We start from the raw sequence: 13,554 nt of genomic DNA, 5'->3' as shown, positions 1-13,554 counted from the left end.
TGTAGATTTATCGTTTTTTCCGCTTGTAATATTGCAACTGTTTTGTGGAGAGATAAGGCCTATTTATTTTTTGAATGCCTTTTAACTGTACGCCAATTTTGGTAGTGACGGGTGAAGAAGTGCTGTAATTGTTTCATCATCAATAGATTTGAAGTAAGTCAATCTTACGCTATTTTTATCTCTGGTTTAAGTAGCAGAAAGATAGATTATCAGTACAAATCAAGAGATTATTTTACGATATCACATGTTTTAAACCTGCGCGAAAATAATCCCACCCTGTCCACAATGTAAGCAGGGCTGAAATCCATAGCATAGTAATGCCAAATTCCACTGTGTAAGGAAAAATTTTGTTACCAGCTGGTCCTGCTAAAAGAAAGATAATAGCGATCATTTGTACAAAAGTTTTCCACTTTGCAAGACGAGAGACCGGAACGCTCACTTTTAATTCAGCTAAATATTCACGCAATCCTGATACAAGAATTTCTCGGCAAAGAATGATAATGGCTGCCCATAGAGTCCATCCAGCGATGGTACTGTCTGCGGCAAGTAAGAGCAGGCACGCAGAGACGAGAAGTTTATCGGCAATTGGATCTAACATGCGACCAATATTGGATGTTTGTTCCCAAATACGAGCAAGGTAACCATCAAGAAAGTCAGTAATGGATGCAATGATAAAAATGGAAACGGCAATCCAGCGCACGATATCACTTGATTGTAGGCGTCCTTCTACAAAAAAGCACGCAACCACCATTGGGACTGCAACAATTCTTGCATACGTTAAAAGATTTGGAAAAGAAAAAGTATGATTTTTCATAGAGCTATTTTAAATTCTTGTGAAAGAGAATATATCCCCTTAAACGTAACAAGGCTAAGGTGATGAAACAAGCCTATTTTTCATGAAAATGGTTATGAATTTTTTGTGCAATTGTGACAGAGATTCCCGTGACATTTTTCAAATCTTCAAGTGAGGCATTAGCAACAGCTTTAGCACTTCCGAAATGATGAAGCAACGCACGCTTTCTTGTCGGACCGATATTTTCGATTTCATCAAGGGGATTTTTGAATGTTGCTTTTTTTCGTTTTATTCTATGTGTTCCAATGGCAAAACGATGTGCTTCATCACGCAGACGTTGCAAAAAATAGAGGATGGGATCACGGGGCGGAAGTGTAAAAGGAGGGATACCTTTTATAAAAAATCGTTCACGCCCCGCATGACGGTCAACACCTTTGGCAATTCCAATAACGGTGATCAAATTATTTAATTGTAATTCAGCAAGTATTGTATGCACACTGTTGATTTGTCCTTCACCACCATCGATTAAGATAAGATCAGGCCAAATGGGAAAAAGGTCATGATCTTGTATGTCATGACTTTTATCGGGTAAATGATGCTCTTTGATAAGGCGTGAAAATCTTCGTTTAATCACTTCTTTCATCATGCCAAAATCATCACCAGGCGTGATATCTGTTGAGCGAATGTTGAATTTGCGATATTGATTTTTAACAAATCCCATTTGACCAGCAACAATCATAGCGCCTACCGAATTTGTTCCCATAATATGAGAATTGTCATAGACTTCTATACGGCGCGGAGGAAAGGGTAGTTGGAATGTTTCAGCAAGCCCTTGAAGCAATTTTGTATGGGTTGCTGTTTCAGCAAGCTTATGTTCAAGTGCTTCATGAGCATTAAGATAGGCATGGTTAACAAGCTTTTTGCGTTCACCTTGCTTGGGTAAAGAGAGAGATATTTTGTGATTTGCTTTGAGACTCAATGCTTCTGTAAGAAGTGTCTTTTCTTCAATTTCTTCGGATAAAAGGATGTTTTTGGGAAGTGGTTTATCATCGTAAAATTGGGCAAGAAAACTCGCTAAAATTTCAGTCCGAGAAAAAGAGGGATCTGCTTTAGGAAAATAGGCACGGTTTCCCCAATTTTGCCCCATGCGAAAAAAGAACACTTGAATACAGGTCATTCCTTCTTTTTGTGCAATTGCAAAGACATCTGCTTCTTTTACTGTTTGAGGATTAATACCTTGATGGCTTTGAATATGAGAAAGAGCGGATAAGCGGTCACGATAAGAAGCGGCTTGCTCAAAATCAAGATTTTCTGCGGCTTTATGCATAGCTTGAACCATATCATTTTTAACAGACTGATCTTTTCCCGAAAGGAACGCTTTTGCTTCTCTCACCAGTTCTTTATAATCACTATCATTAATTTCATGGGTACAAGGTGCAGAACATCGCTTAATTTGATAAAGCAAACAGGGACGCGTACGGTTTTCAAAAATTGCATTTGTACAGGTCCGTAATAAAAAAGCACGTTGTAAAACATGAATTGTTTGTGTTACTGCACCAGCAGAAGCAAAAGGACCAAAATAATGAGCTTTTTGTGTTCGAGCACCACGATGTTTGTAAAGTGCAGGTGCTCGATGATCATCTGTAATCATAATATAAGGAAAGCTCTTATCATCACGGAGTAATACATTAAAATGTGGATGCAATCTTTTGATGAGATTGGCTTCTAAAAGGAGTGCTTCTGTCTCTGTATGGGTAACAATAAATTCCATATGATATGTTGCACGAATCATGCGGGTAATACGATTATTGTGTCCTTGTTCACGTGCATAGTTTAAAACACGTTTTTTGAGATTACGGGCTTTTCCAACGTATAGAATATCACCATTTTCACCAATCATTCGGTAAACTCCCGGCTTATGCGGCAGGTGTTTAGCAAACTCTTGTATGAATTTGACGCCTTGGAATTGACTTTTTTCATTGTTTTGATTGGCATTGTTCCACGTAAGATTAGAGAGAAAAGAAAGCTTTTCTCGTTTATTTTGCGAACAATTTGTATTATTTTTCAGGATCATTCCATTTATCAAGAAACGCTTTTTGTTTACTCTTCTATTAAATAATGATTATTTATGCCTTTAATAATTTTTGTCTATAAATAATACACTATAGCATAAGAGTATGATTTTAGAGTGCTTATTTTACGTAAAAAAATATGAGAATTGTTATTTAAGATAGCTTTATGAACGCACCCCACTGATTCATTAAAAATGATTGGAATAGGAAATCCATGATGATAAAAGAGGGGAGAGAGTTTTTAAAAGAAAGAGAACGACTTCAAGTTTATAGTCATTAGCTCAATGATATGGTGATATTATCCAAAAAGTAAAAGAGTATTATCACCTCTTACAAAATGGCATGTTAATTTAGGAAAAATATAAAGAAAACTGAGATCATAGATGTTCTGTTTGAAGCCACTTATGTGTTATTTGGGCATGTTCATCTTGTCCAAGACGGTTGATAAGAAAAGGGCTGAGCTGTTTCATTTCTTCTTCCAAAAGATAGGGAGGGTTGATAATAATCATCCCACTTCCATTCATTGTAGGTGGACTTGAACTTTTTCGAATACGCATTTCAAGCTGTAGAATCTTAGGAATTCCCGTTTGGTAAAGCGCGTGAAGAAAATGTTTAATTTCCTTGTCATATTTAACGGGATACCATAAAGCGTAGATCCCTCCAGAAAAACGACGATAGGCTTTCATTAATCCTTCAATAAGGCGGGAAAATTCTCCAGTTTTTTCAAACGGAGGATCAACAAGAATCAATCCACGTTTTTCTTTTGGTGGTACATGAGCATTTAAGGAAAGCCAACCGTCCAAATGTAGAACTTTTGTCTGATAATCACCGGCAAAATTTTTTGCTAAAATATGATAATCTTCATTGTGCAATTCTATTGCGGTAAGGCGATCTTGTTTCCGTAATAATTGACGAATAAGAACAGGAGATCCAGGATAAAATACAATTTCTTTTTTCTCTTTATTGAGGGCATCAATGATATCATACCATGGACAAAGGAGTGCTCTTAAATCTTCAGGGATAGACGCTGAAAAAATTTGTTGTACACCTTCACGCCACTCTCCAGTTTTTTGGGCTTCTAAAGAAGAGAGATCATAAATACCGATACCAGCATGCGTATCTATAACGCGGAAAGCTTTTTCTTTTCGTTTGAGATATTCTACAATGCGGGTGACAATAATGTGTTTAAAAACATCAGCAAAATTGCCAGCATGATAAATATGCCGATAATTCATGGAAGAAACTCTATCATTTGTATGACTGTATTAGATTATTAGCACAGAATAATAGAATTGATATCCATAAAAATTCTTTTGTAGAAAGAATGTTTTCATCAAAAAATTATACACATATTATGATTTTTTATTGGTAACGGATAGTTTCGAAGAAATGTTTGTCTGATACCGTCCCACACTGTTTTTTTATAAAGACATTGGATAGAGTGTTTGCGGATACAGTGTTTGCTTAGTCCTCTAAGGGATCAGATAAATTTCTTTTAGAAAAGTTTTTAAACCTTTTAAAACTATCTATGAAGCGGTTTATTATTTTTGAATGGTTTACGTGATAATATGCTAAAAGGCGTGTGATTGCTTTTAAGTTAAGAAAAAAATATATAATTAGGATACGATATTTGATACTCTCTTCAGAGGTAAGTGAGAAAACAATTAAAAGCATAGGGTTAGAGAGAGTAATGGGTAATATTTTTTCACCAACACATTTAATTATAATTTTATTGCTTATTTTTGTGCTTTTCGGACGCGGTAAGATTTCTGAATTAATGGGCGATGTTGCTAAGGGAATTAAAGCCTTTAAAAAGAATATGAAGGAAGAAGAGGTGGGCGTTGAGGATAAAGTTGAAATGACTGCTTCTTCCCAAATAATTGATAAGGAATCTGAGCCGTTATCGGTGAAACATGCAGCAACACGCAAAAAGGCTTCTTCTCACTCTAAAGGAGGCAAGACATCTGTTGCTAAAAAACAGCATATCAAATAACAAAGACGCCATTATCATTGTATATTAATTTTTTATCAGGAAGTCGAGTTAAGCGATGTTTGGGATTGATGGAGCAGAGCTTGTCGTAATCTTACTTGTTCTGATCATTGTTGTTGGACCAAAAGATTTACCTAAAATAATCAAGATAATAGCAAAGGTAAGAGCTTATGTATCTTCAACAGCAAACGAACTTCGTCACCAGTTTGATGAGGTAATAAAACAAATCGAGCTTCATGATGTGCAAAATACATGTTCGGATATAAGCGATTCAAGCAAGAAGTTGGCAGAGACTTTTGGTTCCATTGAAAATACATTAAAGGATATCCCTGATAATATGGATATTCAGGCAACAAATCATAAGTCAGAAAAAAATAAAGAAATTTTGGAATGTGATCAAAAAGCGATCAAGAAAGATGGAGCCGTCTCTCTTGCTTCTCATCATTCTGAAAGCATTTCTGTTGCCTCTAAAGATAAAGAATCTGTATTATGAATGTAAAAAAAGATGAAATTGATGGCAATATAGCGCCATTTTTAGAACATTTAATTGAACTTCGTCAGCGAATTATTTCTGCTTTGGTTGCATTTATGATTGCTTTTTTGATGTGTTTTCTTGTTAAAGATTATATTTTAAATTTTTTACTATGGCCTTATCAATGGGCAATGAAAATATCAGGGGGACATCCTGAGAATATTCGTTTGCAATCAACGCAAGTATGGGAAACTTTTTTAACAAAGATGAAACTTGCTGCTTTTGGGGGGATTATTTTATCTTTTCCCTATACAGCTTTCCAGTTTTATAGTTTTATTGCACCAGGGCTTTATAAAAATGAGCGGATGGCTTTTTTACCATTTCTTATTGGAGGACCTCTTTTATTTTGTATTGGGGGAGCGTTTGTTTATGCTTTATTGGCACCGATAATATTATGGTTTAGCCTTTCTCAACAATTTCTTCCAGATGTTCATTTAAGAATAGATTTTATCGTGCGTATTTCTGATTATTTAGGCTTTATGACGTCGTTTATCCTTATTTTTGGTTTGATTTTTCAATTGCCTCTTGTCATCAGTCTTTTAACAAAAGTTGGACTTTTAACATCTCATGATTTGGTGTCTAAACGAAAATGGTTTATTCTTCTCTCTTTCATTATTGCGGCAATGATAACGCCGTCGGATTTTTTTACGATGTTTGCAGTAGCTTTACCAACGATAGCACTTTATGAGATCTCCATTTTAATTGCTTACGGTCTAGAAAAGAGAAGAAAATCCGCTTAAGAAAAATGTATACTCTTACACGATGAGAAATAAGTAAAAATAATATAAATGAGGAATGTTAATGCTTGATATTAAGTGGATTCGCGAAAACCCTAAAGAATTAGATAAAGCGCTTGTAAGTAGAGGTCTTGAACCACAAGCTGAAAGGTTAATACAACTTGACTTGGCACGCCGGTCACATGTTGCTAAGGTACAATTGGCGCAGGAACGTCGCAATGCGCTTTCAAAAGAAATAGGACAAGCTTTAGCTCTATCTGATCAGCAAATGGTTGCACGCCTTAGAGCAGAAGTTGAAGAAATAAAAGTCTTTCTTTCCTCAGCAACAGCGGAAGAAAAACAGCTGACAGAGAGTCTTGAGAAAATTCTTTCAGCACTTCCCAATATTCCATTGGATGATGTTCCAGAAGGTAAAGATGAAAGTGATAATGTCGTCATTCGACATTTTGGAACGCCTCCAACCTTTAATTTTACACCAAAGGAGCATTTTGATCTTGGTCTAAATCTCAAGCAGATGGATTTTGAACGGGCTAGTCGTTTGTCTGGAACACGTTTTACAGTACTTTCAGGGGCGTTAGCACGGTTAGAGCGCGCATTAGGACAATTTATGCTTGATGTGCATGTCAATGAGCATGGTTATACGGAAGTTTCAGTGCCTCTTCTTGTTCGTGATGAGATTGTTTACGGAGCAGCACAATTGCCGAAGTTTGCTGAAGATCTTTTTCAGACAACAGATGGTCGATGGCTTATTTCTACAGCAGAAGTGCCCTTAACCAATTTGGTTAACAATGAAATTCTTGAAATATCAGATCTGCCACTACGATTTTCTTCTTTGTCTCCCTGTTTTCGCTCAGAGGCAGGAGCCGCCGGTCGTGATACGCGCGGTATGTTGCGTCAACACCAATTTTGGAAGGTAGAAATGGTTTCAATTACCAGTGAAGAACAATCTCTTACTGAATTGGAACGTATGACGGAATGTGCAGAAGATATCTTAAAACGGCTTGGTTTGCCTTTTCGTACGGTGGTTCTTTCTACGGGGGATATGGGGTTTGCAGCACGTAAAACCTATGACATCGAGGTTTGGCTTCCTGGTCAAGCATGTTATCGTGAAATTTCTAGCTGTTCCGTTTGTGGAGACTTTCAAGGTCGTCGTATGAATGCGCGCTATCGTCAAGAAGGCGATAAAAAATTGCATTTTGTTCATAGTCTTAATGGTTCTGGTACAGCTGTTGGTCGTTGTCTTATTGCTGTGCTTGAAAATTATCAACAGGCCGATGGGTCAATTATTGTTCCAGATGTTTTACAACCCTATATGGGGGGGATACGTTGTATTGCTGCTTAATTTTGCGAAAGGAGAGATAATATGCTTTTATTGCAAAGAGGTCATGGTATGCAAAAACGCAAGGTTTTGCCATTTTAAAATAAGCGATTTGTAGAGACGATACAAAGTGCACTTCCATTAATAGAGTGAATGATACTATGGGGCAAAAGGGTATTTTACAGTTTCGTGAGGAGTTGGCTGCTCTTGTACTGAAAATGCGTCGCAAAGGCATTGATGACGTGCAATTTTTTTCAGTGTTAGAAAAAATACCACGTCAAAAATTTGTTTCTGCCCCTTGGTTTAATAGTGCTTATGATAATAAAGTTATTCCCCTTGAGTGTGGTGAATATATGGAACGTTTGGAAGAACAACTGTTAATTCTTTCTGCACTATCATTGAAAAAAAAACATCGTGTTTTGGAAATCGGTACAGGCTCTGGTTTTTGCACTGCTCTTATGGCATGCTTAAGTGATCGTGTGACAACGATTGATCGTTACAAAACGCTTGTTGATTTGGCACGCCAAAAGTTTCAAACTTTGGGCATTGAGAATATTATTATACGACAGACTGATGGAAGTCATAGTGTGGCAGGTTTGGGATCATTTGATCGCATTCTTATTTGGCCATCACGTTCTGATGAACCCAAGGAATTTTTAGAACTTTTAGCTGAAAATGGAATTCTCATTCAGGCGATAGGACCTGATGAAGGAGTACAAACGGTGACGCGCTATACAAAAATTGGTAGTCGATTTGAGTATTTAGAGCTGTTTCAAGTGCGTTATCAACCTTTTATTAAAGGTATTGCAGAAATACTTTAGTTTTTAAAATTTAAGAAAGAGTACAAATTATTTCACTCTTTTTATTTTGCCATTAAATTCATTTTGATCTTCAGTAAAGATATTTATGAATAAAACATCTCATTTTAACTCTTCGGTAATTTAAAAAAGCTTTAATGGAGTAAGTTGAGTATTGATGAGTGAGCGAAACGATGTGTTTAAAAGCTTTGGATAATATTTTCCGGCATAATTTTCAGAGAATAACTTTTTTAGCGGTGGTCATTATTGTTGCTGGTTGTAGTTCTGGTACACAACGTTTTTCCAATATTTTTTCTCATCATACGGTATCATCTCAATCAAATATAGCGAACTCTATGTCTACGGATCCGCGAATGCTATCGTATGGCGAAGGGATGATACAAAGCACTGAATTGCCACCTGTAGACTCAAGCGATGATTCGTGGATTGATGACAATTCTCCCTATAATTCTTCACAGCAAGATAGGAGAGTTTTTTCGGATGGTCGCGTTATGGGAGCTCCTCCACGTAATCTTGGAACGCTTTCTCGTTCACAAATGGATAATTCTCCTATTTTTCGGCAAAACTCTTATATTGTCCAGAGTGGAGACACACTGCTTAGTATTGCAAGACAAACAGGGGTTAGTGTTGAGGCATTAAAGTTAGCAAACGGTATAAACAGCAATTCCATTTATATCGGTCAGGTCCTTGTCGTTCCAAGCAAACGTACATTAGCAACTTCAAAAGCGCACAATAATAACGATTGGGCAACGTCAACAGCAGAATCTTCCCTCCAATCTCAAGTGACGTCTTCTATAAAGCATAAGAAGACGACGCCTATATATAAAGCTCCTATAACAACGCCACCTTCTACACAGATGATGCAATTGAAGCATGAGTCTGGTTCATCAAGTACTGTTACGCGTACAGATAATATTATGACACCGCAAGCTACAGGGATTTCTAAGATGCGTTGGCCAGTACGAGGGCGTTTACTAAGCCAGTTTGGTCAAAAAAAGGGAACAATAATGAATCGAGGAATAGACATTGCAGTGCCTGAAGGTTCATCGGTAAAGGCGGCAGAAAATGGTGTGGTTATTTATGCAGGAGATGGATTAAAAGAACTGGGTAATGTTGTTATGATTCGACATGAAAATAATATTATCACTATTTATGGATGCAATAGTAAGCTTGTTGTTAATAAAGGAGAAAGAATAAGACGTGGTGATGAGATTGCTAAGTCTGGTGTTTCTGGAAATGTTAAAACGCCACGTGTTTATTTTGAGATGCGTAAGAATTCATTACCGGTTGATCCTCTTAAATATTTAGAAAACTAATTGGTTGAGTATTTTAAATGAGACTGATCTGATAGTTGATAAATATTTCATAAAAAATAAGTTATTTTCTTAACTTAATGATACCCCCAAAAATATTTTAAACCTTCTAGAGTTTTTATTTTTAGAGCTAATTCTGCAATAACATGACCTTTCTGCTTGATTTTCTTTGATGCCTAAAAACACCTAGCTATGCTTGAGGCGTTGAATAATCAGTCTGTAGTATTGCTCTTTTTTTCAAAGCAGTTCATATTTGATAACGTATTGATATTTTTTTTATCATTATGCTCGATCATTGAAAGATGTTTATCCATATCTCATGTAATGTGGTCTCAGATAATTATTCATTTAGAAGAACAGTTGGTTGCGTTCATTGAATATCATCATCTTTGTGAAGGTATAAGACGATAACATCATACGATTTGTCAGCACCCAATATTCTAACTATTTTTGCATTTCAGAGGGAGCATAAAAAGAGATATTTGATTCTTTATCATCAAGAATTTTTATCTTCATGTTCATTTTATAATTGTGATGTGCAAGAAAATTGTTTTGATTAATTCAAAAGGTTTGAAATGAGAGCTAAGGTGTTGAGCTTGATCATTTGATACTAAAAATAATAAATTATCATTATAAATGAAAGTTTTTTCCTTAGAAAAGTTATTTTGTATCATTTATTGAGTGAGTGAGAAGGATTCTAGTGTAGGATATATAATCCAAGAGAAATAAATCTGTTTTTTAAATATTTTTCTTATTGTATTCTGTCGCTTAAGGATTTATTGCATTTTTATAAAGCTGAGATTACATTATCTCGTCATCACTTTTTATAATAAATTCTTTAGAAAAGTTTTTCTGAATGGGAATTTTATTTTAATAGAGTGGGAAATACCTGAAGTTTAACGAGTAGGAGATAAACATGTTTATTACGAACGCTTATGCTCAAGGTGCAGGCGATGTTTCCAGTGGAATTTCATTTGTTAGCGTTGTCCCGCTCATTTTAATTTTTGCAATTATGTATTTTTTTATCATTCGTCCACAGCGTGCACAAATGAAAAAGCGACAGGAAATGCTTAATGCAGTACGTCGTGGTGATACGGTTATAACGGGTGGTGGTATTATCGGCAAGGTTACGAAAGTTCACGATGAGAGTGGTGAACTAGAGGTCGAAATTGGTGATAATATGAATATTCGTGTTATTCGCTCGACACTAGCTGATGTGCGCGTTAAAGGTGAGCCGATTGCAGAAAAGAAATTAAAGCTCAACACTAAAACAAAAACACCACAAAAGTCTAAGTCTAAAACGACTGAGAAAGAAAAAGTGAGTATCTCTAAAGAGAAAAAAGCTATATCAAAGGAAAATAAGGATAAGGCATCTTAAAGTATAAATGAAGTTTATACTATTTTTGAAAGCATTTTTATAAAAAAATTCAAAATATAAAGACAATTTCATTAGGAGGAATAGTTTTTATAGTCACAATCCCAAGTGGTTTTTTTGTTTTCTGTAGACTATTAAAATAGTTGCTTTATGTTATGGAATATTACGGCAAATTTTTCTGTCTTTTAAAAGGTATCCTTATCTCTTTCAAAAAGAAGCTTTTTATTTTTGTATAAATTTGGTTGAGGCAGATTTTTCCAGGGTAGAATAAATATATAGCATTTAATCGCACAGTTTATAGCTGATTTTTCATATATTTGTTGTACGATCCGATAAAGGTTTTATAGCAAAAATTTCTCTCTCAATCCTTTTAGGATTATGGCTAATATATCAATTTTGTATTACCATTAAATTTTATGATAAGAAGTAAAAGACAAGAGGATTTTCAAAAATAAAGGGTGCTTGTTCATGTCCAATGCAATTCAAATCCGTGAAGCACATTTTCCAAGCCGTGCACCTATTGATGCTTACGGAAATGGTGGATTTCGTTTTGCTGATATGTCTCATAGAGGTTCTATTATTTGTGTCCCATCAGGAATTTATGGCATTGATATGGCAGGTCCTATTCCTACTCAAGGTGATCTATTTCGTGTTTTAGAAGAAGCATCTGAGATTGAAGTTTTATTAATAGGGACTGGAATTGAATTATTACGATTACCTGAAGAGTTACGGGTTCTTTTAGGGGAAAAGCATATTTCATCAGATACAATGAGTACGGGAGCAGCGGTGCGTACATTTAATGTTTTATTGGCTGAAGATCGCGCTGTTGCGGCGTTATTATTTGCGGTAGAATGACGTATTTTTAATAAAATAAATGTTTTCGTCTAGCATAAAAGACGAATATAATTATTACGTTGCACTGCAAAATACCGCTGTTTAAAGCGGTAATATAAAGAAATATAAAATATACATAACTTGATACATCAAGTGTATTTTTAATACAGCAGAAAGTATTCATAGCTAGGGAAGATGAGAGTGCCTCGTAAATCACATAAGGGATAAGATTCTAGCGCTTGAGATGGTTGATAAGAGGCATTTTTTATTCTTTTTTTAAATCTACGTATCCGCTCCGCTCGTGGCGTTTAAGAGAATAGTTTTGATTATTTTAATATGCAATAAGTTTGCAATGAGAAAATTCTATGAGATCCTGGATTTTAATTCAATATCCAAGGTGATAAATTATAATTATAAATCAATGCATTAATAATAATAAGATTTTATAGAAAGGGCAATTGGATTTTTTATAAATAGGTGCGGGGAGGGACTTTTATCTTTAGGATGGGAATAAGGCTAATAAGTTGATGAAGTCTTTGTGATCAGTGTATGTTTTATAAAAGTGCCTTGTTATCTATTCAGTCAAAAGTGTTTTGCGTTGTCTGTTGCTCTATCTCAGTTTTACTATACATGTTAGGATTAGTTTTTAGATGTTTTTACGACATGAGTTGGATAAGATAAATTTTGTTCTAAAAATGAGTTATTTCATTTTTAAAAACTTTCTTTCTGAAAAGAAAAGTGATTAGAAAAGAAGTCTTAATTCATCATACATTAAGAAACACATTGAAAATGTCTTACTTTCTGGGCTTTATTTTTAAATATGAATAAAAAGAGAATTATTAATTTAATGGCTAAAAAAGGGACGTTAATCGGTTCATAGAATGGTAGGTTCTCTTCCTTATTGTTTTGATATTTTACGTAATATAGATCGTGATCGCTATATATCGGTTTTATTTGCACCTAAAAAAAAGCGTCAAGCATTGGCGGCTCTTTACGCATTTAATGCTGAGATTTCTCGTATTCGTGAAAGTGTTCATGATCCACTCATTGGAGAAATGCGATTGCGCTGGTGGTATGATTCTATTGCGCATGGTGAAGAGCAAACGAGTGGAAGTAATCCGATTTTGAGTGATTTATTGACAGCAATAAATCTTTTTAATTTACCTAAGGCAGATTTTTTACGGTATTGTGATGCACAAATTTTGGATCTTTACCACAATCCAATAGAAACGCTTCATGATCTCGAGCACTATTGTGGAGAGACAGCAAGTGTAATTTTACAGCTTTCTTGTCTGATATTAGATCCTGATGCTGCACAAGATTTTACAGATACCTATGAACATGGAGGGATTACTCAGGGATTAAGCGGTGTATTGCGCCTTTTATCATTCATGCAATCACGATATCAATATTATTTACCTACTGATATTTTGAAGGCTGTAGGGGTAAACAGGGAGGATTTAGATTCTCATCGTCTCAGTGATCAACAAAAGAGCCGTATTGTTGAAGCTATGGTAGCATTATCACGCGATCATTATAGCAAACTTTACGCATATTCTTGTACTTTACCCAGAACTCTTAAGCCCGCATTTCTTCCCTTGGCCATTATACCGGCTTCTCTTCAAAAGGCTCTTCAGCTAGGGGCCGCAGTTTTTCAAGAAAATGCAACTTTACCATTGATATATCGCTATTGGTTGATAACAAGGACAGCAATAAGCAGTAATCTGCCAAAGATAGTGTAAAAGATTAAAATTAGACTAATTTTTTTATGT

General features: G+C 35.4%; 12 protein-coding genes. 9 read left to right on the top strand and 3 right to left on the bottom strand.

Annotation, left to right across the window (positions count from 1 at the left end):
• Positions 1-232 precede the first annotated feature (232 nt).
• From pgsA to AC6ER8_RS05760, 3 genes are all read right to left on the bottom strand, one after another.
• The gene (gene pgsA, locus AC6ER8_RS05770; protein WP_497077778.1) at positions 233-814 is read right to left on the bottom strand and encodes a CDP-diacylglycerol--glycerol-3-phosphate 3-phosphatidyltransferase; all 582 of its coding nucleotides are present in this window, start codon (positions 812-814) and stop codon (positions 233-235) included.
• A gap of 73 nt (positions 815-887) precedes the next feature.
• Positions 888-2,867: an excinuclease ABC subunit UvrC gene (uvrC, locus tag AC6ER8_RS05765; RefSeq protein WP_497077777.1), complete on the bottom strand. Its 1,980-nt coding sequence runs from the start codon at positions 2,865-2,867 to the stop codon at positions 888-890.
• A gap of 375 nt (positions 2,868-3,242) precedes the next feature.
• A complete protein-coding gene (locus AC6ER8_RS05760; protein WP_497077776.1) occupies positions 3,243-4,100 on the bottom strand; it encodes a 23S rRNA (adenine(2030)-N(6))-methyltransferase RlmJ in 858 nt (285 codons plus the stop codon).
• A 455-nt stretch (positions 4,101-4,555) separates the two neighbouring features.
• Here AC6ER8_RS05760 and tatA point away from each other — a divergent pair, with 455 nt between their 5' ends.
• The 9 genes from tatA (at position 4,556) to AC6ER8_RS05715 (ending at position 13,524) form a co-directional block, all read left to right on the top strand.
• Complete coding sequence (tatA, locus tag AC6ER8_RS05755) at positions 4,556-4,858, top strand: twin-arginine translocase TatA/TatE family subunit (RefSeq protein ID WP_497079633.1); 303 nt, start codon at positions 4,556-4,558, stop codon at positions 4,856-4,858.
• A gap of 55 nt (positions 4,859-4,913) precedes the next feature.
• Complete coding sequence (gene tatB / locus AC6ER8_RS05750; protein WP_497077775.1) at positions 4,914-5,348, top strand: Sec-independent protein translocase protein TatB; 435 nt, start codon at positions 4,914-4,916, stop codon at positions 5,346-5,348.
• Positions 5,345-6,127, top strand: coding sequence for a twin-arginine translocase subunit TatC (gene tatC, locus AC6ER8_RS05745; protein WP_497077774.1), 783 nt, complete (start codon positions 5,345-5,347; stop codon positions 6,125-6,127). The genes tatB and tatC overlap by 4 nt, the downstream gene beginning before the upstream one ends.
• A 61-nt stretch (positions 6,128-6,188) precedes the next feature.
• A complete protein-coding gene (serS, locus tag AC6ER8_RS05740) occupies positions 6,189-7,466 on the top strand; it encodes a serine--tRNA ligase (protein ID WP_497077773.1) in 1,278 nt (425 codons plus the stop codon).
• Positions 7,467-7,603: 137 nt separating this feature from the next.
• Complete coding sequence (locus AC6ER8_RS05735) at positions 7,604-8,263, top strand: protein-L-isoaspartate(D-aspartate) O-methyltransferase (protein ID WP_497077772.1); 660 nt, start codon at positions 7,604-7,606, stop codon at positions 8,261-8,263.
• A 170-nt stretch (positions 8,264-8,433) separates the two neighbouring features.
• On the top strand, positions 8,434-9,576 hold the full coding sequence (locus AC6ER8_RS05730) for a peptidoglycan DD-metalloendopeptidase family protein (protein ID WP_497077771.1): 1,143 nt from the start codon (positions 8,434-8,436) through the stop codon (positions 9,574-9,576).
• A 913-nt stretch (positions 9,577-10,489) separates the two neighbouring features.
• On the top strand, positions 10,490-10,951 hold the full coding sequence (gene yajC / locus AC6ER8_RS05725; RefSeq protein ID WP_497077770.1) for a preprotein translocase subunit YajC: 462 nt from the start codon (positions 10,490-10,492) through the stop codon (positions 10,949-10,951).
• A gap of 465 nt (positions 10,952-11,416) precedes the next feature.
• On the top strand, positions 11,417-11,803 hold the full coding sequence (locus AC6ER8_RS05720) for an Mth938-like domain-containing protein (protein WP_497077769.1): 387 nt from the start codon (positions 11,417-11,419) through the stop codon (positions 11,801-11,803).
• Between the two features lie 860 nt (positions 11,804-12,663).
• The gene (locus tag AC6ER8_RS05715) at positions 12,664-13,524 is read left to right on the top strand and encodes a phytoene/squalene synthase family protein (protein WP_497077768.1); all 861 of its coding nucleotides are present in this window, start codon (positions 12,664-12,666) and stop codon (positions 13,522-13,524) included.
• The last annotated feature ends 30 nt before the right edge of the window (positions 13,525-13,554 follow it).

The organism is Bartonella sp. SL320, from assembly GCF_059687635.1.
The sequence above is the reverse complement of the archived record's forward strand: the minus strand, read 5'-3'. Positions and strand labels throughout refer to the sequence as shown.

Coding starts and splice junctions, on each gene's coding strand:
- pgsA (WP_497077778.1), bottom strand. CDS start 814: ATGAAAAATCATACTTTTTCTTTTCCAAATCTTTTAACGTATGCAAGA.
- uvrC (WP_497077777.1), bottom strand. CDS start 2,867: ATGATCCTGAAAAATAATACAAATTGTTCGCAAAATAAACGAGAAAAG.
- AC6ER8_RS05760 (WP_497077776.1), bottom strand. CDS start 4,100: ATGAATTATCGGCATATTTATCATGCTGGCAATTTTGCTGATGTTTTT.
- tatA (WP_497079633.1), top strand. CDS start 4,556: ATGGGTAATATTTTTTCACCAACACATTTAATTATAATTTTATTGCTT.
- tatB (WP_497077775.1), top strand. CDS start 4,914: ATGTTTGGGATTGATGGAGCAGAGCTTGTCGTAATCTTACTTGTTCTG.
- tatC (WP_497077774.1), top strand. CDS start 5,345: ATGAATGTAAAAAAAGATGAAATTGATGGCAATATAGCGCCATTTTTA.
- serS (WP_497077773.1), top strand. CDS start 6,189: ATGCTTGATATTAAGTGGATTCGCGAAAACCCTAAAGAATTAGATAAA.
- AC6ER8_RS05735 (WP_497077772.1), top strand. CDS start 7,604: ATGGGGCAAAAGGGTATTTTACAGTTTCGTGAGGAGTTGGCTGCTCTT.
- AC6ER8_RS05730 (WP_497077771.1), top strand. CDS start 8,434: ATGTGTTTAAAAGCTTTGGATAATATTTTCCGGCATAATTTTCAGAGA.
- yajC (WP_497077770.1), top strand. CDS start 10,490: ATGTTTATTACGAACGCTTATGCTCAAGGTGCAGGCGATGTTTCCAGT.
- AC6ER8_RS05720 (WP_497077769.1), top strand. CDS start 11,417: ATGTCCAATGCAATTCAAATCCGTGAAGCACATTTTCCAAGCCGTGCA.
- AC6ER8_RS05715 (WP_497077768.1), top strand. CDS start 12,664: ATGGTAGGTTCTCTTCCTTATTGTTTTGATATTTTACGTAATATAGAT.